The organism is Amycolatopsis tolypomycina, from assembly GCF_900105945.1.
In the GTDB taxonomy this organism is placed as follows: domain Bacteria; phylum Actinomycetota; class Actinomycetes; order Mycobacteriales; family Pseudonocardiaceae; genus Amycolatopsis; species Amycolatopsis tolypomycina.
The window spans coordinates 1-20,854 of the sequence record NZ_FNSO01000002.1; the positions used below are offsets into that span (position 1 = coordinate 1).

Genomic DNA, 20,854 nt, shown 5'->3' on the forward strand with positions numbered 1-20,854 from the left:
ACCGACGGCAGCGCGGGCGCGGGAGCAGTGGCGGCGCGACGCGTACGCGCACTGGTGGGCGGGCATCGATCACCCCATCGGGGCGATCACGTACTTCCTGCTGACGGCACTCGCCATCTACATGATCCTCGCCCAGACGCACGTCGGGGTGAGCATCGCGCGCATCGCGGCCGCGCTGCCCCGCCTGGTGCAGCTCGACGCCAACTGGATCAACCCGGACGGCCACTACGGCTGGGATCCGGTCCCGGCAGATCTTCCGCAGTGTGTGGCTCTCCATGGCCCTGTACGGGATCATGGTCTCCGGGCTGGCCGTCGTCCTCGGCCTCGGCGGCGGCGGGTGGATCCCGGCCGCGTTCTGGTTCATCCTGCTGTGGATCTACGTCGGCCTGCCGTGGCTCGGCATCCGCAGGATCGAAACCGCCGCCCGGGAGCGCCACATCGCGATCGCCGAGGCCGAGGCGGAAGGCGCCTCGACGAGAGAACTGGACGAGCTCGAAGCGCGCGTGCAGCGCTACCGCAAGGCACGGATCCGGCCGATGCGGCTGGGGAGCTTCGCGCGCATCCCGGTGCTGTTCTCCGTCGCGCTGCCGGTGTTGCTGAATCTGTTCCAGCCGTACGTGGAGAAGTGGCTCGGCAATTGAATTGCCGTGGTCCTGGTGCGCTGGGACCATGGCACGTATGGCACAGAACGCGGCAGCGCGGGAGTGCGTTTTCTGTGCCATCGTGGCGCGCCGGGCCGAGGCCAGCGTGGTGCACGAGGACGAGACCGTCGTCGTCTTCATGGACTTGCACCCCGTGACGCCCCGGCCACCTCCTCGTCGTGCCCCGCGGGCACGCCGTCGGCCTCGAGGACCTCGACGACGCCACGGCAGGCACGTCTGGTCGGTCGGGCACGACATGGCGCGGGCGTTGCGCCGTTCACGCCTGCGCTGCGCGGGAATCAACGTCCTCGTCTGCGACGGCGAGGTCGCGTTCCAGACCGTCTTCCACTTCCACCTGCACGTCATCCCCGCCACGCCGGGGACGGCTGGACCCTCAAGGCCGAGCCGCCGGCCGCGAGCGGTCGCTTCTCGACCGTGACGCGGGAGCGATCAGGGACGCCATCGCGTCGTGATCGCGGGCCTGGGGCACTCGCTCCGGCGTCTCGACCGCGTAGTAGAACCAGGCCGTTCCGTAGTCGTTGGTGGTCTTGACGTACGTGTACGGATCGCGGTCCTCGAGCGGCCCGCCGGGGCCAGCCCGGGGAGCAGCCGGAGGGCGTGTTCCCCGGCGATCGGGACGTTCACGAACCAGTCGCGGCACACGCGGATCCAGAACTCGCAGGACCGGCGGAGAGCGCGAAAGACGTCGTCATCGCGCCACCCGGTGCCTGAAAGCCGCCGATCTCCTGCTCCAGCAGTTCGGCCAGCCGCAGCGGGGTGCGGTCCTCGTACATCGGGCCGATGAGCTGCACCCCGACCGGCAGGCCCTCGGAGAGCGGCCCGCCGGGATCGCCGTGGACGGCAAGCCGGGCATCGTCGCCAGACCCGCCCACACGAGCTGGTCGAAGTACGGGTGCGAGGCGCCGTCGATGTCGATGCGCCGCTCCATCGGGTTCGGGGTGTGGTCGTGGGGGAACGCCGGGGTCGGCGTGATCGGGCACACCACCGCGTCGAACTCGGTGAACAGCCGGCGCCAGCCTTGGCGGTGGCGTTCGCGGCCGTGGTCTGCCGCCAGCCAGTCGCGGTGGCTGAACTGCAGGGCGCGCAGCCGGACCGCGTCCAGGCTTCGATCTTCCGCGCTCAGTTCCGCCGCCTGGGTGCGCAGCTGCTCGTCCGAATCGATGGGGAACCGGGCCACCGAACCCGAAATCAGCAGCTGCATGTACAGCGTCGCCGCTTCGGTCAGGTCGGGCAGCAGCGGGCTGTGCCGCGCGACGCGGGCGCCGCCGTCGGCGAGTGCGGTGGCCACTCGGTGCACTCCCGCCCGCACCGCCGACGACGTCGGGATGAGCGGGTGCTCCTCGACGACCAGGACGCGGAAATCGCCGAGCCGCTCGCGGCGGGCGGGTGGCAGTTGCAACCGGTGCGCCACGCCGTACGTCAACGGGTCCGGCCCGGCCATGACGTCGAGCAGGAGCGTCAGGTCGCGGGCGCTGCGGGCCATCGGGCCGACGACGGCCAGGTCCGGCTCGACCGGCCACGCCGGGTCGGCCGGCGGGACCATGCCGCGGCCGGCCGCCAGCCCCAGCGTCGGCTTGTGCGCGTGGACGCCGCAGAAATGCGCGGGAGTGCGCAACGAACCGGCGATGTCGGAGGCGATGGACAGCGCGCCGAACCCGGCTGCCAGTGCCGCCGCCGATCCGCCGGACGACCCGCCCGGCGTGCGACCGTGCGCCCACGGGTTCTCGGTGGTGCCGTAGATCTCGTTGAACGTCTGGATGTCCTGCAGCCCCAGCGGCACGTTGGTCTTGCCGAGCACCACCGCGCCCGCGGCCTTGAGCCGCGTCACCTGGACCGCGTCCCCGGCCGGCACGTGGTCCCGGTGCGGCGGCATGCCCCACGTCGTGGGGAGCCCGGCCATGTCGTAGGACTCCTTGACCGTCACCGGAACCCCGAGCAGCGGCCGGTCCGCACCCCGCGCGCGGGCCTCGTCGGCGCGGCGCGCGGCGGCCCGCGCCCGGTCGAAGTCCGGTACGCAGATGGCGTTGATCGACGGGTCGTCACGCTCGATGCGGGCGATCGCCTCGTCGGTCAGTTCCGCCGATGTCACCGCGCCGGCCCGCATCGCGGAAAGCAGCTCTCCTGCGGTTTTGAAACTCCATTCCATGAATCCGACGCTATCCGCACGCCGATGGGGGCACAAAATTTCTTTTCGGGCAAATCAATCCCGCGCGGGGCACACGAATTCGCGGATGTCCAGCACCGGTTTCGATCCAGGGCCACCAACGGGCCCCGGAGGCAGCCGCCGGGCCGCCACTGTCCGAAAAGGACGGCGCCGGTCAGGCCGGTTCGAGCGCTTCGGCGAACCGCAGCGGCAGCAGGCGGATGACGCGCAGCGCGCGGCCGGTGGCGTCGACGCGGACGGTGCAGGCGATCCCCCGCTCGGTGGCGAGCAGGTAGCCGTGTTCGACGGCCGCGAAGCCCGTGGCGCTGAGGAAGCGCACGCCGCACAGGTCGATCACGAGGTGGGTGAGCGTGCTGGTCGCTCTGGCGGTGATCAGCTCGCGCAATCGCGGGGCCGTGGCGAGGTCGAGGTCGCCGGCGACCTCGACGACCGCGGTGCCCGGTGCGGGCCGGTGGGTGGTGAGCCGGAGGGCGTCGGGCAGTTCGACGGGCGAGAGGCTCGTGGACAGCGTGTGCCGGCTGGTGGTCATGGTGGCCTGCTTCCCTGGGCCACACCCTAGGTACAGCGCTGAAGTGAGATCGCGGCGAGGGCCGCGCGACAACGGATGCCCCGAGCGCGGGGGTATCTCGTGCCGGCCGTTGTCTCGACCGCTTCACCCAGCATAGGACATCCGCGCCCGAGGTGCGGGCTGATCCCACGACATGCTTGAACAAGCAACTAGATGGGGGTAGTAGTGGCATCAGGACCAGTAGGGTCCGTTCACACTTCAGGGGAGAAGCAATGTCACTTGGTTTCAGCCTTCCGGTGTTCGGCAAGGCGGCGGCCACCCCGGGCGGGATCGCGCGGTACGCGCGCGAGGCGGAGCGGGCGGGCGCGGGCGGCCTCTGGGTCGGTGACCGGCTGTTGTCGCCGGTCGCCCCGGTGGTGTCCTACCCGGGTTACGACACGATGCCCGAGGAGTTCCACACCGCGTACGACCCGTTCACCGCGCTGGCGATCGCCGCGGCCGTCACCGAGACCGCGGTCCTCGGCTCCAGCACCATCAACGCGACGCAGTACCAGCCCGCGAACTTCGCCCGGCTGCTGACCAGCATCGACGTCGCGAGCAACGGCAGGCTGCTGCCCGGCCTCGGCATCGGCTGGTCGCCCGACGAGTACGCGGCGGTCGGCGTGCCGATGTCCGAGCGCGGCAAGCGGCTCGATGACCTGCTCGACCTCCTCGAGTCGTGGTGGACGAAGGACACCGTGGCGCACGAAGGCGTCGGCTACGCGATCGCCGAGTCGCACGTCGCCCTGAAGCCGGTGCGCAAGCCTCCGATCCACCTGGCCGGCTTCGGCGAGAAGTCGCTGCGCCGGGTCGCCGAGCGGGCGGACGGCTGGCTCCCGGTCTGGTCGGTGCCCGAGCAGTTCCCCGCGGACGTCATCACCTCGACGCTGGCGAAGCTCCGCGCCGACGCCGAGCAGGCCGGCCGCGACCCGCAGGCGCTCGGCGTCGCCCTGCGGGTGAACGCCGCCCCGGGCACGGACGCGGAGACCATCGCCGCGTCGGTCACGAAGATCGTGGAACTCGTCGCCCCGGACCACACGTTCGTCGACCTCACCTACCTGACGAGCAGCGTGGACGAGCACCTCGACCTCACCGGACGGCTGCTGGAGCTGACCGCCAAGGGCTGACGCGCGGCGCGGGAGCCCTTCCCGGACCACGGAGGGCTCCCGGTTCGCCGGAGAACGCTAGGAAAGCTCGACCAGGTCCAGCAACGTCCGCGCGTAACCGGTGATCGCGGCCTCCGCCTGGTCCGTTCCTTCGCCCGGCGCGGACGTGCGGTCCAGCACCAGGACTACATTGGACTTCCGGGCGACGAGCACGACCAGGCTGCCGTGCGCGCTGATCCTCGCCTCGTCGCCGACCCCGCTCACCGGCGTGTCCGCGCCGAGCCGGTACCCGGCGGACGGCCCGTCGTACCGGGTGACGCGGGACGCCGCCTCCTGCTCGGCTTTCCCGGTGCCGCTTTGGTTTCCCGTTCGCCGGTACAGCGAATACCGCGCCTCGACCTCGGGCGGTCCGGCCCAGGCGCAGTCGGCGCCCTGGACGTCGCCGGGGCCGGTGAGGCGCGCCGGGCTTCCCGGGGGCAGGCCGGGCAGCCGCGGGCAGGTGCCCGGCAGCGTCGCCGCCTCGTGCCGGCCCGGCCACCACGCTTCGAGCCAGGGCCGGGAGACCACCGCGAGCGCGGTCACGAGGACCACGGCGGCCAGCGCCGCGCCCCGCACGAACCACCGCCGCCGGCTCGGCCCGGCTGCTGTCATCGGCCCCTCCCGATGTCCTCGTCACCGGCAGCCTAGCCGAACGGGGCAGCGACGCTGGTCCATCCGGGTTGAACGGACGAAACGGAGTTGACCGCCGGCACACTCGCGCGTTGCCTGGTGTGGCCGGACGAGGGGCCCGGCAGGGGGCGCATGGGGGATCGAGCACGCATTCTGTCGTGCGCTAACTGAATAGCAGCCACTAGGGGGTAGTGGAATTGTTCCATCGGAAACGCTTTTCCGTGGCCATCGTCATGGCCGCATTACTGGCATTGTCCGGACTCACGGTGCAACCGGCCGCGGCCGCCGACTTCGGCACCAAAGCGATCGGGGACGCGGTGGTCGCCACCATCGTGAACCGCGAAAACCACAACTGCCTCGACAGCGACTACAACGGCAACGTCTACCTCAACCCGTGCGGCGCGCGGAACTACTTCCAGCACTGGCAGGCGGTGGGCCACACGCTGGTGAACGTGCAGACCGGCCGCTGCCTCGACAGCAACAACGCCGGTGACGTCTACACCCTGATCTGCAACAACGGCGAGTACCAGCAGTGGGGCGGCGGCGGCGAGCACGTCGTCGGCAACCGGAAGACGCTGCTGGCCGTGACCGCCCTCGACGAGCACGGGGTGCACGCCTACGCCCCGATCGGACTGGAATCGCAGCTCTGGGACACGCACCTGACCGAAGGCCTCTGCGACCCCGACCCGCTGACGATGGTGGTCGACGAGATCCTCGAAGACGACTGGACGAAGATCCAGGACACGCAGCAGAGCACCGAAGGCATCGCCGGGCCGTGGGACTGGAAGGTGACGACGGGCGTCGGCACGCACATCACGGCGACGACGTCCGCCTCGGTCGGCGCGGAATTCGCCGTCGGGCAGTTCAAGGCGACGGCGTCGGGCACCGTCACCGAAGGCGTCACGCACGACATGACCTACACCGTCGAACGGCCCTTCCACGCCATCATTCCGCAGGGCCAGGTCATGTACGCCAACTACGGCGCGCACCGGCACAACATCCTGTTCCACTGGCACCGCAGCGCGAAGGACTGCACGGACCTGGAAAGCGGCCAGTACAAACTCACCGTGCCGTTCGCGCAGGGTTTCTACTGGCGTTGTGAAACGCGCCTGGATCCCGACTGCAGGCGGAAGATCGAAGCGGCGAACAGCGGGACGCCCAACGCGGCACGGCTCGCGGAGTCGTTCTACCCGTATTACGCCCTGCTCGAACTGGGCCCGCCGACCGAGCCCCCGCCGCCGGTCCGGAAAGCGACCAGCGTCGCCTACACCGGCCCGACGACCGCGGCCTACCACGACTCCGTCGTCGCGTCGGCGAAGGTCACCAGCGAAGGCAGGCCGGTGGGCGCCGGCCTGGTCACCTTCACCCTCGGCCGCGGCAGCTGCGTCGCCGGGGTGGGCCCGTCCGGCACCGCGTCCTGCTCGATCGACATCACGGACACGCCGGGCGCGGCGACGATGCGCGTCAGCTACGGGGGCACGGCCGACTTCTTCCCCAGCAGCACGAGCGCGGCCTTCACCATCACCAAGGCACCGACGAAGCTGGCTTACACGGGCACCAAGCACATCGCCAACGGCGAGCCCGCCCGCCTGGCCGCCGTGCTGACCGAGAACGGGCGCCTCACCGGTCCGCTCGCGGGCCGCACGGTGCACCTCACCATGGGCCAGGGCGCGACGCAGCAAGCCTGCGACGCGACGACGGACGCCGCCGGGGCCGCGCAGTGCGAGATCGCGTCGCCGGACCAGCCGCTGAACGACACCGCGACCGTGCCGGTCGGGGCGAGTTTCGCGGGCGACGAGTTCTACCTGCCGTCCAGCGACGCGGCGCAGGCCCGGCTGCAGTACTACACCGGGCGGGCCGTCGGGCTCGAGGCCGCGGTGAACCTGCCGCTCCTGCCGCTGAAACTGGGTCCGGCGCCGGACACCGGGCCGGTCCGCACGGCCACGGCGTCGCGGACCAGCACGCCGTGCACCGCGTCGCTCGGCGTCCTGGTGCTCAACGCCCGCGCGCTGTGCCCGCAGGTCACGACCAGCCTGAAGCCGGGCACGATCACGTCCACCGTGCACGTCGACGACGTCCACGTCGGACTGCCGGGCCTGCCGGTGATCGACATCGCCGGGCTGACCGCGACGTCCACCAGCACCTGCACCGGGACGAGCGGCTCGGCGACGATGACGCTGAAGATCGCCGGCGTCCAGGTGACGGTACCGACCCAGCCGAACAGCACGATCCCCCTCGCCGGCGGCGGCCGGATCGTCGTCAACGAGCAGAAACCGGTGCCGGGCAGCGACTTCGGGCTGGCCGAAACCGCCGTGCACATCGTGCAGCCGGGGTTGACGGGCAACCTGGTCGACATCACCGTCGGCACCGCGGTGAGCGCGTCGCACCACTGCACGTAGCCGGATCGCCCCTCGGACCTGTCCGGTCCGAGGGGCGCCACCCGGCCCGTCCCTGGTGGGCGTAGGACGACGCTTCGGTGAGCACCAGGCCGGGACCCGTGGGGGTGTAACGCGGGCTGACCCGTTCGACGACTCCCCGCGGTGACGGGTCCTCGAAGGGTTGTGGCTTGCTGACCGAAGACGCACACCGGCGGATGACCGAGACGCTGCGCCGGGTGGAAGGCGAACCCGCGCCGGACTCGTTCCCCGTGCAGGTGCGGTGGGACCCGGCCGCACGCCGGCTGCGTTGGGTGTGCCGGCGGCACTTCGCGGGGGAGCTGAGGTCGGCGCTCGCCGTGCGGCCCCTGTTCGCCGCCGGATCCCGCATCGGGGCCGCGCCCGGCGACGAACGCTCCGCCTTGCTCGGGCGGTACGCCCGGTGGTGCGGGCGCGGAGCCCGGCTGAAGTCGCACCTCGACCTTTTCGACGAGGCCGTACCCGCGGTGCTGGCGGCAGTCTTCGTGGTTTCAGCCGTCGTGGCGCCCCTGTGTCTGTGGGGTCCGGGGAATCTCGGCCGGGTCCTGCTCGCCGGCGAGCTGGTGATGGTCTTCGCCACCGTGATCATCTCGTCCGCCGGCGTCGAGGAAACCCGTGCCGACCGCGCCGCGACCCTCTTCACCCTGGCGCTCATCGCCGGTGGCGAGGCAGCCACCCTGACCCTCGGCGGGTCGTGGACCATTTCGGTGGGAGACACCTCCGTCGAGTGGTCGCGGCCCCTCGGCCTGCTGCTCCTGCTCGGCTCGTGTCTCCTGCCGATCTTCTTCTTCGCCCTCTTGGCCTTCGCCGGCTCGTGCGCCTCGAGTCTGTTCGGCAGGTACGCCGGCCGCGAGGGGCCGGCCGAGCTGGCTCTCTTTTCCCTCGCACTCGCGCTGGCGCAGCTGGTCGACCGCGCACCCGGCGAACGGCGGCTGCCGTCGGCCGCGCAGCTGCGGTCCGTGGCCACCTGCATCGAGGGCTTGGGCCGGGACGTCGACCTCCCGGACGCCCGGCACCGGCGCGTGTTCCGCGGCCGGATCCGGTCGGCGGCGGAGGCCGTGCGAGAGAAGGCTCTTTGGGTGGCGCTGCCGAAGGCCGACACGCAGGCCGCGTTGCGCAGCTTCGTCGTCGAGCTGATGACGACCGTCCTCGACGGCACCTACGACGAGCTACCGGATTCACCCGCCACGAAGTGGCACAGGGTGCGGGCGGTCGTCGTCTTCCTGCGCGCGCTGGTGATCGGGGCGCTCCCGATCGGCGTGCTCTGGCTCATCCACCGCTTCGGCGTGCAGCTCCCCAGTCCGGTGGGCGCCACGGCTACGCTCTTCGCTGTGCTGTGGGCGTTCGTCACGCTGCTCATGGTCGTGGACCCCGCCCTGCGTGAACGCGCCGACCTCGTCCGGAGCGTCACCGGATTGCTCTCCGGATCCAAGCCGGAGAAGTGAGGAGTGCGGAATGCACCGGATCATGCCGATGTACCTGGTGGTGAACACTTCGCGATCGATGGCCGGGCGTCTGGTCGAGGTCCGGAACGTGCTCACCGCGCTGGCCGACGAACTCCTGGAATCGCCGGTCCTGGGCGACCGGGTGCGGGTCAGCCTGGTGACCTTCGCCGAACACGCCCGATGCGTCCTCCCGCTTTCCGACCTGACCGAGCTGGCCGAGTTCCCTGCCCTGTCGCCCGGACGGGAAACCCGTTTCGGGCCCGCCTTCCAGTTGCTCGCCCGGCTGACCAGCGCCGACTCGGCCACCCACCTGGCCGCCGGGATGTTGTTCGATCGGCCGCTGGTGCTGCTGGTGACCGACGGGGTCCCCGCGGACCGCGGCTGGCGAGAAGCGTTCGACCACTTCTACCGGCAAGCCCATCCCCGCATCATCCTCATCACCGTGGGGGTGGAGCAGTCCCAGGCGCGGGAGATCCTCGATTCCGTGCGGATCTCCGGCATCCGGATGCTCGGCGATTCGCCGGACCAGCCACTGGCCAAGCAGATCCTGGCCGACCTGATGGCCTACACCGACGAACTCGTGACCTCCCGGGCGATCGGCAACAGGAACACAGGCGGTCGGCAGGACTTCGCGTGAACGACGAAGCCTGGCCGCCCGTACCGCCCCGCATCGCGGAAGCCGAAGTCGGCATCGGCGATCAACTGGCCCGCGGTGGCGCGTCGACCGTCTTCTCGATCGCCGGCCCGCGGAAGACGCTGCTGTACAAGAAGTACAGCCGGCCGCGCGACGCCGGGGAGCTGGACGAGCTGGTCGGCACCCACGCCGGCTGGGACGCGAAGACCCTCGAGCGGGTCCGGCACACGCTGGCCTGGCCGGTCGCGACGGTGGGCGAGGACGGCCAGGCCGTCGGGGCGCTGGTCGTGCGCGCCGCGGCCGACTTCCAGTTCACCCTGCCCTCGGGCCGGACACGGGTCCGCGACTTCAACTTCCTGCTGTACGAAAAGCGGTCCGAAAAGCTCGGCGTGCCGCGGGCCACCGATCGCGACAAGGTCGATCTCCTCCGCGCTCTGCTGGACGTGCTGTCGTGGCTGGACGACCACGGCTTCGTGCACGAGGACCTCGCCTCGCACAACCTCCTGTGGAAACTCGGCCCGGCCGAGGTGTTCGTGCTCGACTGCGACTCGCTGCGGCCGCTCGGCGGCGACAGCTCCTCGCCGCTCTACACCACGGTCGACTGGACGGACCCCCGCGTGCTCGCCGGCGAGGTCTCGCGGCCGGACCGGGCGTCGACGTCGTACGTCCTCGGTCTCCTGGTACCTCGCGTGCTGATCTCGCCCCACTGGTACCCGAACGATCCCCTGCCGCCCGAGCGGCTTCCCGCCGCGCTCACCGAGCTGGTCGTCCGGGCGTCCGGGCCCGCGGCGTCCCGGCCGTCGCTGACCGAGTGGGCGCGCGGCCTGGACAAGGCGTCGGCCCAGACCACCGGCACCGTGGTGGAACCGGCGCCGGTCGGCGACCCGGCCGCGGTGCGGACGGCGGACCGGTGGATCTTCGCCGGCGGGCTGCTGCTCGGCGCCCTCCTGGCGATCTTCGTCCTGGCGAGGTTCGTATGAGCACGTCGAAACTGGCCGGGATCTCGGAATGGGCGGCGCAGGCGGCGCAGATCACCACGGGTGTGGCCGGCCTGTCCTACGCCTTCGGCTGGATCTTGATGGCCCGCTTCTACGGTGCACTCGGTGTCGATCCCGAAGACGCCGGGATCACGTTCTCCTGGCTGGTCGCCCGGGCGTTCCTGGTCGGCCTGGTAGCGCTGGCCGCGTTCCTCGCGGTCCGGTGGCTGCAGAACCGGGCGGCGTCGGCGCAGCCGACCTGGGTCACCCTCTCCATCGGCACCGGCGTGCGGTCACTGGCGGAGGTGCACCTGTCGCTGCCCGGCCGCCACCTGCTCCGCGGCCTGGCCGGCGCGCTGACCGGATTCGTGGTGGTTTTCCTGCTGATCCTGCCTTTCCGGCTGGGCGACCGGTTTGCCGGCGACGCGCTGGCCGGCCGTCCGGTGGACTTCGGCCTGCTCGGCACGTCGGTGATCAGGGCGCCGGAAGTCCGGCTGTCGCCGGCCGACCCGGCGAAACCGGCGCCGGCGGCCGGCTGTGTGCTGCGGCTGGGCGGAAACGCGGGCACCTCGCTCTTCGTCGCGGGCGGCCGCGTGATCCGCGTGTCCGACCAGAACGTGACGGTTTCTTCGTCCTGCTGAACAGGCGGCCCGGTTCCGAAAGTTTCGGCGCGAATCCCGTTCTTTTCGAAACCGGCGGGAAATAACCACAATGCCTTTCCGGTGTTTGGTTGAAGTATGTCCGGATCGGGGTTAAGCTGCTGCCACCCTGGGAGCGCTCCCACATGAACCCACCCACGCTCGTTCTTCCGAGAATGGAGGATCATCCATGCGCAGGCGCAGTTTCTCCGGGTCCGGTACCGCACGACGCAGCCTGATCGCCCTCGTCATCGCCGGGCTGTCCTGCCTGTTCGTCGGGGTGCCTGCCGCCTCGGCGCACGGCACCATCGTCGGTCCCGCGACCCGCGCCTACCAGTGCTGGAAGGACTGGGGCAGCCAGCACACCAACCCGGCCATGCAGCAGCAGGATCCCATGTGCTGGCAGGCTTTCCAGGCCAACGCCGACACCATGTGGAACTGGATGAGCGCGCTGCGGGACGGGCTGAAGGGCAACTTCCAGGGGTCGACGCCCGACGGGCAGCTCTGCAGCAACGGCCTGGCGCGCAACAACTCCCTGAACACCCCCGGCCAGTGGCGGACCACCAGCATCGGCGCGAACTTCTCGATGCACCTGTACGACCAGGCGAGCCACGGTGCCGACTACTTCCGCGTCTACGTCAGCAAGAACGGGTTCAACCCCGCCACCCAGCGCCTCGGCTGGGGCAACCTGGACTTCATCACCCAGACCGGCCGCTACGCCCCGGCGAAGGACATCACGTTCAACGTCCAGACCTCCGGCTACCGCGGCCACCACGTCATCTTCACCATCTGGCAGGCTTCGCACCTCGACCAGACGTACATGTGGTGCAGTGACGTGAACTTCGGCTGACGCATTCACGGCCGGGTCGCATTGAACAGGACGTCGCTGTTCAATGCGGCCGGCCGTGTTCTTTCCTGACCGATCGCGATCGTTTTGCTTCGAAAGCCTGGCCGCTCCCCGGGGCCGGGTGTTACCCAGTGTCTCGACCATTCCGGCTGCGCAAGGGATCCGGGAGGACCGAGCCGATGAGACCCACCCATTCCGTGCTCCGCAGGGCGCTGTCCCGGGCGGCCAGGCTGCTGGCGCTGACGGCGCTCGCCGGCGGGCTGCTGACCGCCGGCCCGCAGCAGGCCCAGGCGTCCACGGCCGGCTTCAAGGGCGTCAACTGGGCCGACGCGCGCGACAACTTCGTCAACGGCGTGCTGTACGTGTCCGGGCTCGGCGCCTCCGACACCTACGCCTCCGCCGCCACCACGGCGAACCAGGTGGTCGGGCAGCTGTACTCGATCACCGGGGCCGACACCGTCCGGATGCCGGTCAACGAGCCGACGGTCGCCCAGTACTGGGGCACCTACACCGGGGCGATCGACACCGCGCTCACCAAGGGCAAGGTGATCCTCGCCTACTGGGCCTACACCGGCGGCAAGCCACCGGACACCGCGAAGTTCCAGCAGATGTGGGACACGATCGTCGCCAAGTACGGCAGCAACCCGAACGCCTACTTCGAGGTCATCAACGAGCCGCACGGCTTCGGCACCGCCGACCTGAACAACTTCTACAACGGCTGGCTGGCCCGGTACCCGGGCGTGCCGCGCGGCCGGGTGATCCTCGACGGCGCCGGCCTGGCCCAGAACGTGCCCGCGGTCGGCGGCGACCGGCGGCTCGACGGGACCCTGCTGGCGGCCCACGACTACTCGTTCTTCGCCGGCTACGAAAGCGAAAACGAGTGGGCCGACCACCTCGGTGGCTACATCGGCGCGTACGCCGACCGGACGGTCGTCACCGAGTGGGGCGGCCCGATGTCGCCCGGCAGCAAGAACGGCGTGCAGTACGACACCATCGACTACAACATCCCGAGCGGCTCGTTCTTCGCCGACTACGTCCGGGGCGTCAGCGCGAAGATGCGCAGCCTCGGCGTGGGCAGCGTCTACTGGCCGGGCCTGCGCGACGGCGACTGGTACAGCATGACGACCAAGACCGGCACGGGCGCGGGCATCAAGCTGTCGCTGTCGAACCCCAGCGGGCTGGCCCGGCTGCGGTACGCGTGGGGCTCCGGCAGCGGCGGCGGCACGTACGTCCGGATCGTCAACGCCGCCACCGGCCTGTACCTCGACGGACTGGGCCGGACGGCCAGTGGCGCCACGGCCGGCCAGGCGAGCGGCGACCCGGGCCGGTACGACCAGCAGTGGGTCGTCGAGAACTCCGGCAACCGCGTGCGCATCAAGAACCGCGCCACCGGCCTCTACCTCGACGGTGGGGGCCGCACCACCAACGGCGCCGCGGTGACGCAGTACGCGAGCAGCACCAGTGGCAACCAGCAGTGGTTGGTCGTGACCGACGCGAACAACGTCCGCATCCGCAACGGCGGCACCGGCCTGTACCTCGACGGCATGGGCCGCACGAGCAGCGGCGCCGACCTCGGCCAGTACGGCACCAGTGCCAGCGCCAACCAGCGGTGGCGCATCGTCGCGGCAGGCTGAACCGCGCCGGGCGGGGCTCCGGTCCGGGGCCCCGCCCGCGCTTTCTGCGCCACAACGTCGCATTTGCCCGCTCATTGCCCCGCGCACGCATGTTTTGCGGAGCGCACGGGCGTCAACCCGTGATCGAGCACGCCGTCGCGGGAAGGAGCGGAGCATGCGAGCACTGACCGTGGTGCCGGAACAGCGGGGGTCCCTGCGGGTCGGCACCGTGCCCGACCCGCACCCGGCGCACGGCGAGCTGCTCGTGCGGGGCCTCGCGCTGGGCGTGTGCGGCACGGACAAGGAGATCGCCCGCGGCGAGTACGGCTGGGCACCACCGGGCCGGGACCGGCTGGTGCTGGGCCACGAGTCACTCGGTCAGGTGATCGAGCCGGCCGGCGACTTCGCGGCGGGCGACCTCGTCGCCGGGATCGTCCGGCGGCCCGACCCGGTGCCGTGCGGCGCGTGCGCGGCCGGCGAGTTCGACATGTGCCGCAACGGCCGCTACACCGAGCGCGGCATCAAGGAGATCGACGGCTACGGCAGCGAGCTGTGGACCGTCGAAGCGGACTACGCGGTGCGCCTCGACCCGCGCCTGCGGGACGTCGGCATGCTGATGGAGCCCACGACGGTGGTCGCGAAGGCGTGGGAGCAGATCCAGCGCGTCGGCGAACGCGCGTGGTTCGAACCGAAGCGGGTGCTGGTGACCGGCGCGGGCCCGATCGGGCTGCTCGGGGCGCTGCTGGGCGTCCAGCGCGGCCTCGACGTCCACGTCCTCGACCGCGTCGCCGACGGGCCCAAGCCCCGGCTCGCCGAGGCGCTCGGGGCGACCTACCACGCCGAGCCGGTCGAGAAGGTGCTGCCGTCACTCGAACCCGACATCGTCCTGGAGGCCACCGGCGTCGGTTCGCTGGTGTTCGACGCGATGGCGGGGACCGGCGCGTACGGGATCGTCTGCCTCACCGGCGTCTCCCCCACCGGACGGCACCTCACCGTGGACGCGGGGAGCATCAACCGCGAGCTCGTCCTCGAAAACGACGTCGTCATCGGCTCGGTGAACGCCAACCACCGCCACTACCGCGCGGCCGCCGACGCACTCGGCCGCGCGGACCTGGACTGGCTGGGCGGGCTCGTCACCCGGCGGGTGCCCCTGAGCCGGGCCGCGGACGCCTTCGAGGCGGGCGACGCCGACGTCAAGGTCGTCCTCGACCTCGAGCGGTGATCACGGTGGCCCCGATCGAGGACTACGCCATCCTGGGCGACCTGCACACGGCCGCGCTGCTCTCGCGCGACGGCGCGATCGACTGGCTCTGCCTCCCGCGCTTCGACTCCCCGGCCTGCTTCGCCGCCCTCCTGCACGACGAGCACGCCGGCACCTGGCGGCTCGCCCCGGCGAGCGGCGGGCCCGCGGCCCGGCGGGCGTACCGCGGCGACTCGCTGATCATGACGACCGAGTGGGACACCCCCGACGGCACCGTCCGCGTCCTGGACTTCATGCCGCCCCGCGGGGAAGCCGCCGACGTCGTCCGGATCGTCGAAGGCGTTTCGGGCCGGGTGCCGATGCGCATGCTGCTGCGGCTGCGGTTCGGCTACGGTGCCGTCACGCCGTGGGTCCGCAGTGAGAACGGCGAGTTCGTCGCGGTCGCCGGGCCCGACGCGATCCGGGTCCGCACGCCGGTGCCGCTGCACGGCGAAGACATGGCGACGCACGCGGAGTTCACCGTCGCGGCCGGGGAACGCGTCCCGTTCGTCCTCACCCACAGCGCGTCCCACCACCCGCGCCCGCGGTCCGCCGACGCCGAAACCGCGCTGGCCGAGACCGAACGCTTCTGGGCGGACTGGATCGGCCGCTGCCGGTACGACGGCCAGTGGCCGGACGCGGTCCGCCGCGCGCTGATCACCCTCAAGGCCCTCACCTACGCCCCGACCGGCGGCATCCTCGCCGCCGCGACGACGTCGCTGCCCGAACGGCTCGGCGGGTCGCGCAACTGGGACTACCGCTACTGCTGGCTGCGCGACGCCACCTTCACCCTGCAGGCCCTGATCGGCACGGGCTACCACGAAGAAGCCCGCGCGTGGCGCGAATGGCTCGTCCGCGCGGTCGCGGGCGACCCCGCCGACCTGCAGATCATGTACGGCCTCGACGGCACCCGCCTGCTGCCGGAGTCGACGCTGGACTGGCTGTCCGGCTACGAGGATTCGGCGCCGGTCCGGATCGGCAACGCGGCGGCCGGCCAGTTCCAGCTCGACGTCTGGGGCGAGGTCCTCGACGGCCTCCACCTGGTCCGCGAAGCCGGGCTGCCGACGTTCCACCCGGCATGGGACCTGCAGCGCGCGCTGCTCGAGTTCCTCGAGGGCAACTGGGACCGGCCGGACAACAGCCTGTGGGAGGTCCGCGGGCCGCGGCGGCACTTCGTCCACTCCAAGGTGCTGGCCTGGGCCGGCGTCGACCGCGCGGTGCACACGGTGCAGGCCCACGGCCTCGACGGCCCGGCCGGCGACTGGCGGGCGCTGCGGGACAAGATCCACCAGGACGTCTGCGCGCACGGGTACGACGCCGATCGCACCACGTTCACCCAGTTCTACGGCTCACGCGGGTTGGACGCGGCGCTGCTGCTCATCCCGCGCGTCGGCTTCCTGCCGGCCGCGGACCCCCGGGTCCGCGGGACGGTCGACGCGGTCCGCGCGGAGCTGGCCCACGACGGGTTCGTCCGGCGCTACGACGCCGACGCCGACGGCGGTGTCGACGGCTTGCCCGGCGGCGAGGGCAGCTTCCTGGCGTGCAGCTTCTGGCTCGCGGACGCGCTCCACGCGACCGGCCGCCGGCGCGAGGCCCGGTCGCTGTTCGAGCGGCTTCTCGGCCTGCGCAACGACGTGGGGCTGCTGTCGGAGGAGTACGACACCGAGCTGGGGCGGCAGGTGGGGAACACGCCGCAGGCGTTCAGCATGGTCGGGCTGGTCAACACGGCCCGGCAGCTCTCGGGTGCCGAGACCGGCACGAACGCGCCGGGGGCGGACCAGCGCTCCTAGCCGCGAGCCGGTCCCTGCAGCCGAGCGTGCTCGCCCTTGCCGAAGGCGCGGAGGAACGTGTCGATGATGACGTCCGCGGCTAGGCGGTCGTTCAGGACCGACAGGTCCTTTGTGGACAGACCCAGCAATGACCCCAGAACGCTGGTGGGCCAGCTGGGCGGCAGTCCCGCCCGCAGGAAGCCCTCGAGGATGGCCCGCATGACGAACCGGTCGACCTCCTCGATCGCGCGCTGCCGCCGCGCCCAGATCTCCGGGTCCGAGCGCATCCGGCTCACTTCGGTCGGCCAGGTGCGGTTGACCCGGACGATCCCCCGGACGTACGCGTCCAGGGCCTCCAGAACCGGCGCCTCGTGGAACCGGGCCGCCTCGATCGCCGCTTCGATCGCGTCCAGACGGGCCTGGTAGACCGCGGACAGCAGCTCCTCCCGGCTGGTGAACCGGCGGTAGACGGTCCGGCGGTCGACGCCGGCCTCCGCCGCGATCGCCGCGATGCTCGTGGCCGGGTCTTCGGCGAGCATACGGGCGCCCGTGGTCAGCAGCAGCTCGAGATTGCGCGCGGCGTCAGCTCTCACTCTCCCACCCTAGCAGTAATCTGCCACATCCATGAGGCAGTTAAGTGCTACACTGATGTGGCAGATAAGCCTAGGGAGGCAGTAGTGACCCACGAGGAACTCTTCATCGGCGGCGCGTGGACCGCCCCGAGCAGCACCGAACTGCTGGAAATCCGGTCCCCGCACGACAACTCGGTGATCGGCCGCGCCGCGCAGGCGCTGCCCGCCGACGTCGACCGCGCCGTCGCGGCCGCCCGGCGGGCCTTCGACGAAGGCCCGTGGCCGCACACCCCGCCCGCGGACCGGATCGCCGTCGTCCGCGAGCTGGCCACCCTGCGCGAGAAGCGCGCCGACGAGATCGCGGCCCTCATCTCCGCGGAAAACGGCTCGGCACTGTGGTTCACCAAGGCGGGACAGCCCGGCCTGACCCGGCAGGCCAACGCCTACCTGAAGGCGGCCGAGGAGTTCGACTGGGAGACGACCCTCGAACCGTCGGACCCGGCCGCGCCGTTCCGGTCGGTCGTGCGCCGGGAGGCAATCGGCGTCGTCGCCGCGATCATCCCGTGGAACTCGCCGTTCTCCTCGGCGCTGGCCAAGATCATCCCGGCGCTGCTCGCCGGCAACACCGTCGTCCTCAAGGTCTCGCCCGAGAACACGCTGAGCATGAACCTGCTCGCGGAACTGCTCGCCGAGGCCGGCCTGCCCGAGGGCGTCGTCAGCGTCCTGCCCGCCGACCGCGAGACCAGCGAGTACCTGGTCAAGCACCCGGACGTCGACAAGATCGCCTTCACCGGGTCGACCCGCGCCGGGCGCCGCATCGCGTCCCTGGCCGGGGCGCAGCTCAAGCGGGTCAGCCTCGAACTGGGCGGCAAGTCGGCCATGATCATCCTGCCCGACGCCGACCTCGACGCGGCGATCCAGGGCGTGAAGTTCGGTTCCCTGCTCAACAACGCCGAATCGTGCATCGCGCAGACGCGGATCCTCGCGCCGCGCAGCCGTTACGCCGAGGTCGTCGCCGGGTTGCGGGAGCTGGTCGAGTCCCTCGGCGTCGGCGACCCGGCCGACGACCGGACGTTCATCGGCCCGATGATCCGCCGCGACCAGCAGCAGCGCGTCCTCGACTACATCCGCCTCGGCGTCGAGGAAGGCGCCCGGCTCGTCACCGGCGGCCCGGAAGTCCCACCGGGACTGGAAAAGGGCAACTACGTGACTCCGACGCTGTTCGCCGACGTCGACAACGCGATGCGCATCGCGCAGGAGGAGATCTTCGGCCCGGTCCTCGTCGTCATCGCCTACGACGACGAAGACGACGCGGTCCGCATCGCCAACGATTCCGAGTACGGCCTGTCGGGCGGGGTGTGGTCGGCGGACCCGGCGCACGCGCTGGCCGTCGCGCGCCGGGTCCGGACCGGCACGGTGACGGTCAACGGCGCGCCGATCGGCTTCGACGGCCCGTTCGGCGGGTTCAAGGCCAGTGGCCTCGGCCGCGAGTACGGCGCCGTCGGGATCGGCACGTACACCGAGTACAAGACCATCACCGTTCCGGCCGCGCGATGACGCTCGACCCGCTCAGCCGCGTTCGGCGAAGGCTTCGAACATCCCGGGCTCGTAGGAGCCGCCCTTCTGGTGCGCGATCACGGCGAGCCGGTTGGCCGCGTTGATCAGGGCGACCAGCGCGACGAGGGCGGCGACCTGCTCGTCGTCGTAGTGCTCGCGAACCCGGGCCCAGGTCTCGTCGGACACGCCTTCGGCGGCGTCGGCGAGCCGGGTGCCCTCCTCGGCCAGTGCGAGCGCGGCGCGTTCGGCCTCGGAGAACACGGTCGACTCCCGCCAGGCGGCGACGAGCGCGAGCCGCACGGCCGACTCCCCGGCCGCCGCGGCTTCCTTGGCGTGCATGTCGAGGCACCAGCCGCACCCGTTGATCTGGCTGACCCGCAGGTTGACCAGCTCCTGAGTGCGCTTCGGCAGCGGCGACCGGTCGATGACCTGCCCGAGGCTCGCGAACCGCTTGGCCAGCCGGGAGCCGGTCTCGGTGGTGAACAGGTCGATGCGGGTGTCCATGGCTTCGTCCTCACGTGTCGTCGGGGTGGAACGACCTCAAGACACCGGTGGGGCGGAGGTTGTGACAGTCAGGGCTCCGGGTCGGCCACCTGGAGTTCGACGCGGTGCCGCAGGTAGTCGTCGGAGTGGGTGCGCGCGAGGTGCACGGCCTCGGCGACCAGCGGCCGCAGTCCGGCGGGGTACGCGGCCGGGTCGAGCGTCAGCTGGGGAAGAACGCACCGGCGGACGTCGAGGTCGTCGTTGCCGACGAACTCGCGCAGCGCGGCGCGGTTCCAGCGGTCCTGGAGGTCGTCGAGCGGCTCGAGCGTGGCCCAGTACCGGGCACGGGCCGCCCCGGCGCGTTCCGGGTTCGTGCCGGTCGTGAGGATTTCCAGGAGTGCTTCCTGCGTCCGGCGCGCGCCGAAGGCCGCCCGGAGCGGCTCGACGAACTGGCGGTCGAGGCTCGGGTCCGGGTCGTGGACCGCCGCGCGCACGAGGGCGCCGAAGAACGGCTCCGGGAGATCGGGGTACTCGTGGTCCAGGTAGCCCAGCGCTGCGCGCAGGACGATGCGCTGTTCCTCCTCGCCCTCGGGCGCCTCGGCCGTCCGGGCTGGCAGGTGGGCGCGGCACAGCTCGAGCAGCTCGGCCAGGCAGCGCGCGAACCCGTCGCTCGCGGCTCGGTCCGGCAGGGGCATCAGGTTCATCGTGTCCTGCCCTTCGCTCCCGGCGGTTCCGGCGTTACCATCACTGCCGATGAGCTGGGCGGGGTGGAAGGTGCGGTTGCGGGAGGTCCGCCCGGCGGATCGCCGCACCCTGAGCGGGTTCGACCGCGGCGCGGCCCCGCAAGCCGGCGGCTACCGCCACTGGGCCACGCACCGGGACACGACGGGCGACGACTTCCACTACGCGATCGAGACCCTGCACAACCGGACGCTGGTCGGATCGATCTGGGTCCAGGCCGACCCGGTTTCCGGCCGCTTCAGCTACGGCATCGGGATCGGGCCGCAGTACCGCCGCTGCGGGTACGCCGCCGACGCCGTCACCGTGCTGCTGGCCTTCATGTTCGACCAGCACTACCGCAAGTGCGAGGTCAGCATCAACGGCAGCAACTTCGCGTCCCTGGCGCTGCACGGTGAGCTGGGCTTCCGCGAGGAGGGCCGCCCGCGCGACACCGAACTGCTCCGGGGCGAGGTCCGGTACCCGGTGCTGATGAGCCTCACGGCGGCCGGGTTCGCCGAGCACCAGCCGGCGTTCCTCGCGGCCCGCGGCCCGGCCCGGCCGTGGCGGGGGCGGCACTGGCGGACGCCGAAGCGGGGCCGCCACTGGCGCCCCGAGCACTTGCGGCCCGCTCGCTGATCGTTTCGGCGCCGGCTTCTCGGTGAACGGGCGCGCCGGCTCACCTGCGGCCCGCCCACTCATCGCTCCGGCCCCGGCTGCTTTCGGCTTAACGGGCGCCCCGGCTCACCTGGCTCACGCCGCCACCGGCCCTGGCTGCTTTCCGCTGAGCGGTTGCCCCT

Annotated in this window: 19 protein-coding genes and 1 pseudogene; 14 read left to right on the forward strand and 6 right to left on the reverse strand. The window is 71.4% G+C overall.

Translation table 11 applies throughout. The features are described from left to right. Nucleotides 1-275 precede the first annotated feature (275 nt). Both BLW76_RS01550 and BLW76_RS50745 read left to right on the forward strand, forming a co-directional pair. Nucleotides 276-641 (forward strand): hypothetical protein, encoded by a 366-nt coding sequence (locus BLW76_RS01550; RefSeq protein ID WP_091304069.1) that lies wholly within the window; start codon nucleotides 276-278, stop codon nucleotides 639-641. A gap of 139 nt (nucleotides 642-780) precedes the next feature. Beyond that, a complete protein-coding gene (locus tag BLW76_RS50745; RefSeq protein ID WP_425265998.1) occupies nucleotides 781-1,080 on the forward strand; it encodes an HIT domain-containing protein in 300 nt (99 codons plus the stop codon). 202 nt (nucleotides 1,081-1,282) lie between these two features. On the opposite strand, the pseudogene BLW76_RS01560 reads toward BLW76_RS50745, so the two are convergent. Both BLW76_RS01560 and BLW76_RS01565 read right to left on the reverse strand, forming a co-directional pair. Then, nucleotides 1,283-2,808 (reverse strand): annotated as a pseudogene (locus tag BLW76_RS01560) (amidase). 172 nt (nucleotides 2,809-2,980) lie between these two features. After that, the gene (locus BLW76_RS01565) at nucleotides 2,981-3,355 is read right to left on the reverse strand and encodes an STAS domain-containing protein (protein ID WP_091304071.1); all 375 of its coding nucleotides are present in this window, start codon (nucleotides 3,353-3,355) and stop codon (nucleotides 2,981-2,983) included. Between the two features lie 251 nt (nucleotides 3,356-3,606). Here BLW76_RS01565 and BLW76_RS01570 point away from each other — a divergent pair, with 251 nt between their 5' ends. After that, nucleotides 3,607-4,500: a TIGR03619 family F420-dependent LLM class oxidoreductase gene (locus tag BLW76_RS01570; RefSeq protein WP_091304072.1), complete on the forward strand. Its 894-nt coding sequence runs from the start codon at nucleotides 3,607-3,609 to the stop codon at nucleotides 4,498-4,500. Between the two features lie 57 nt (nucleotides 4,501-4,557). Here BLW76_RS01570 and BLW76_RS01575 read toward each other — a convergent pair whose 3' ends face one another. Further along, nucleotides 4,558-5,130: a hypothetical protein gene (locus tag BLW76_RS01575; RefSeq protein WP_091304073.1), complete on the reverse strand. Its 573-nt coding sequence runs from the start codon at nucleotides 5,128-5,130 to the stop codon at nucleotides 4,558-4,560. A gap of 239 nt (nucleotides 5,131-5,369) precedes the next feature. On the opposite strand from BLW76_RS01575, the gene BLW76_RS01580 reads away from it, so the two are divergent. From BLW76_RS01580 to BLW76_RS01620, 9 genes are all read left to right on the forward strand, one after another. Then, the gene (locus BLW76_RS01580) at nucleotides 5,370-7,547 is read left to right on the forward strand and encodes a choice-of-anchor P family protein (protein ID WP_143060524.1); all 2,178 of its coding nucleotides are present in this window, start codon (nucleotides 5,370-5,372) and stop codon (nucleotides 7,545-7,547) included. A 167-nt stretch (nucleotides 7,548-7,714) separates the two neighbouring features. Then, a complete protein-coding gene (locus BLW76_RS01585) occupies nucleotides 7,715-9,007 on the forward strand; it encodes a hypothetical protein (protein WP_091304075.1) in 1,293 nt (430 codons plus the stop codon). Nucleotides 9,008-9,017: 10 nt separating this feature from the next. Then, entirely contained in the window at nucleotides 9,018-9,644 is a 627-nt protein-coding gene (locus BLW76_RS01590) for a vWA domain-containing protein (RefSeq protein ID WP_091304076.1), read from the forward strand. After that, complete coding sequence (locus BLW76_RS01595) at nucleotides 9,641-10,621, forward strand: phosphotransferase (protein ID WP_091304077.1); 981 nt, start codon at nucleotides 9,641-9,643, stop codon at nucleotides 10,619-10,621. The genes BLW76_RS01590 and BLW76_RS01595 overlap by 4 nt, the downstream gene beginning before the upstream one ends. Further along, nucleotides 10,618-11,259, forward strand: a complete 642-nt coding sequence (locus BLW76_RS01600) for a hypothetical protein (RefSeq protein WP_091304078.1) — start codon at nucleotides 10,618-10,620, stop codon at nucleotides 11,257-11,259. Before BLW76_RS01595 ends, BLW76_RS01600 begins: the two co-directional genes overlap by 4 nt. 187 nt (nucleotides 11,260-11,446) lie before the next feature. Continuing rightward, on the forward strand, nucleotides 11,447-12,106 hold the full coding sequence (locus BLW76_RS01605) for a lytic polysaccharide monooxygenase auxiliary activity family 9 protein (protein ID WP_091304079.1): 660 nt from the start codon (nucleotides 11,447-11,449) through the stop codon (nucleotides 12,104-12,106). 176 nt (nucleotides 12,107-12,282) lie between these two features. Further along, nucleotides 12,283-13,737 carry an RICIN domain-containing protein gene (locus BLW76_RS01610; protein ID WP_091304080.1) on the forward strand — a complete coding sequence of 485 codons (1,455 nt, stop codon included), beginning with the start codon at nucleotides 12,283-12,285 and terminating at the stop codon, nucleotides 13,735-13,737. 154 nt (nucleotides 13,738-13,891) lie between these two features. After that, nucleotides 13,892-14,938, forward strand: coding sequence for a glucose 1-dehydrogenase (locus BLW76_RS01615; RefSeq protein WP_091304081.1), 1,047 nt, complete (start codon nucleotides 13,892-13,894; stop codon nucleotides 14,936-14,938). A 5-nt stretch (nucleotides 14,939-14,943) separates the two neighbouring features. Beyond that, entirely contained in the window at nucleotides 14,944-16,746 is a 1,803-nt protein-coding gene (locus BLW76_RS01620; RefSeq protein ID WP_091304709.1) for a glycoside hydrolase family 15 protein, read from the forward strand. Here the strand turns inward: BLW76_RS01620 and BLW76_RS01625 are convergent. Beyond that, nucleotides 16,743-17,318, reverse strand: a complete 576-nt coding sequence (locus BLW76_RS01625) for a TetR/AcrR family transcriptional regulator (RefSeq protein WP_091304082.1) — start codon at nucleotides 17,316-17,318, stop codon at nucleotides 16,743-16,745. The two genes, BLW76_RS01620 and BLW76_RS01625, sit on opposite strands and share 4 nt — an antisense overlap. An 84-nt stretch (nucleotides 17,319-17,402) precedes the next feature. Between BLW76_RS01625 and BLW76_RS01630 the strand changes: the two genes are divergently transcribed. Beyond that, nucleotides 17,403-18,854, forward strand: a complete 1,452-nt coding sequence (locus BLW76_RS01630) for an aldehyde dehydrogenase (RefSeq protein WP_244170011.1) — start codon at nucleotides 17,403-17,405, stop codon at nucleotides 18,852-18,854. 12 nt (nucleotides 18,855-18,866) lie between these two features. Here BLW76_RS01630 and BLW76_RS01635 read toward each other — a convergent pair whose 3' ends face one another. Together BLW76_RS01635 and BLW76_RS01640 are read right to left on the reverse strand one after the other, a co-directional pair. After that, nucleotides 18,867-19,358, reverse strand: a complete 492-nt coding sequence (locus BLW76_RS01635) for a carboxymuconolactone decarboxylase family protein (protein ID WP_091304084.1) — start codon at nucleotides 19,356-19,358, stop codon at nucleotides 18,867-18,869. A gap of 68 nt (nucleotides 19,359-19,426) precedes the next feature. Further along, nucleotides 19,427-20,032: a hypothetical protein gene (locus BLW76_RS01640; protein WP_244170012.1), complete on the reverse strand. Its 606-nt coding sequence runs from the start codon at nucleotides 20,030-20,032 to the stop codon at nucleotides 19,427-19,429. Nucleotides 20,033-20,090: 58 nt separating this feature from the next. Between BLW76_RS01640 and BLW76_RS01645 the strand changes: the two genes are divergently transcribed. After that, nucleotides 20,091-20,693 carry a GNAT family N-acetyltransferase gene (locus tag BLW76_RS01645; RefSeq protein ID WP_167384430.1) on the forward strand — a complete coding sequence of 201 codons (603 nt, stop codon included), beginning with the start codon at nucleotides 20,091-20,093 and terminating at the stop codon, nucleotides 20,691-20,693. Nucleotides 20,694-20,854 lie beyond the last annotated feature (161 nt).

What these genes read in the sequence shown, in the direction of transcription:
- BLW76_RS01570 (WP_091304072.1), top strand. Translation starts at nt 3,607, where the DNA reads ATGTCACTTGGTTTCAGCCTTCCGGTGTTCGGCAAGGCGGCGGCCACC.
- BLW76_RS01615 (WP_091304081.1), top strand. Translation starts at nt 13,892, where the DNA reads ATGCGAGCACTGACCGTGGTGCCGGAACAGCGGGGGTCCCTGCGGGTC.
- BLW76_RS01565 (WP_091304071.1), bottom strand. Translation starts at nt 3,355, where the DNA reads ATGACCACCAGCCGGCACACGCTGTCCACGAGCCTCTCGCCCGTCGAA.
- BLW76_RS01550 (WP_091304069.1), top strand. Translation starts at nt 276, where the DNA reads ATGGCCCTGTACGGGATCATGGTCTCCGGGCTGGCCGTCGTCCTCGGC.
- BLW76_RS01575 (WP_091304073.1), bottom strand. Translation starts at nt 5,130, where the DNA reads ATGACAGCAGCCGGGCCGAGCCGGCGGCGGTGGTTCGTGCGGGGCGCG.
- BLW76_RS01645 (WP_167384430.1), top strand. Translation starts at nt 20,091, where the DNA reads ATGAGCTGGGCGGGGTGGAAGGTGCGGTTGCGGGAGGTCCGCCCGGCG.
- BLW76_RS01610 (WP_091304080.1), top strand. Translation starts at nt 12,283, where the DNA reads ATGAGACCCACCCATTCCGTGCTCCGCAGGGCGCTGTCCCGGGCGGCC.
- BLW76_RS01605 (WP_091304079.1), top strand. Translation starts at nt 11,447, where the DNA reads ATGCGCAGGCGCAGTTTCTCCGGGTCCGGTACCGCACGACGCAGCCTG.
- BLW76_RS01590 (WP_091304076.1), top strand. Translation starts at nt 9,018, where the DNA reads ATGCACCGGATCATGCCGATGTACCTGGTGGTGAACACTTCGCGATCG.
- BLW76_RS01640 (WP_244170012.1), bottom strand. Translation starts at nt 20,032, where the DNA reads ATGCCCCTGCCGGACCGAGCCGCGAGCGACGGGTTCGCGCGCTGCCTG.
- BLW76_RS01635 (WP_091304084.1), bottom strand. Translation starts at nt 19,358, where the DNA reads ATGGACACCCGCATCGACCTGTTCACCACCGAGACCGGCTCCCGGCTG.
- BLW76_RS50745 (WP_425265998.1), top strand. Translation starts at nt 781, where the DNA reads ATGGACTTGCACCCCGTGACGCCCCGGCCACCTCCTCGTCGTGCCCCG.
- BLW76_RS01600 (WP_091304078.1), top strand. Translation starts at nt 10,618, where the DNA reads ATGAGCACGTCGAAACTGGCCGGGATCTCGGAATGGGCGGCGCAGGCG.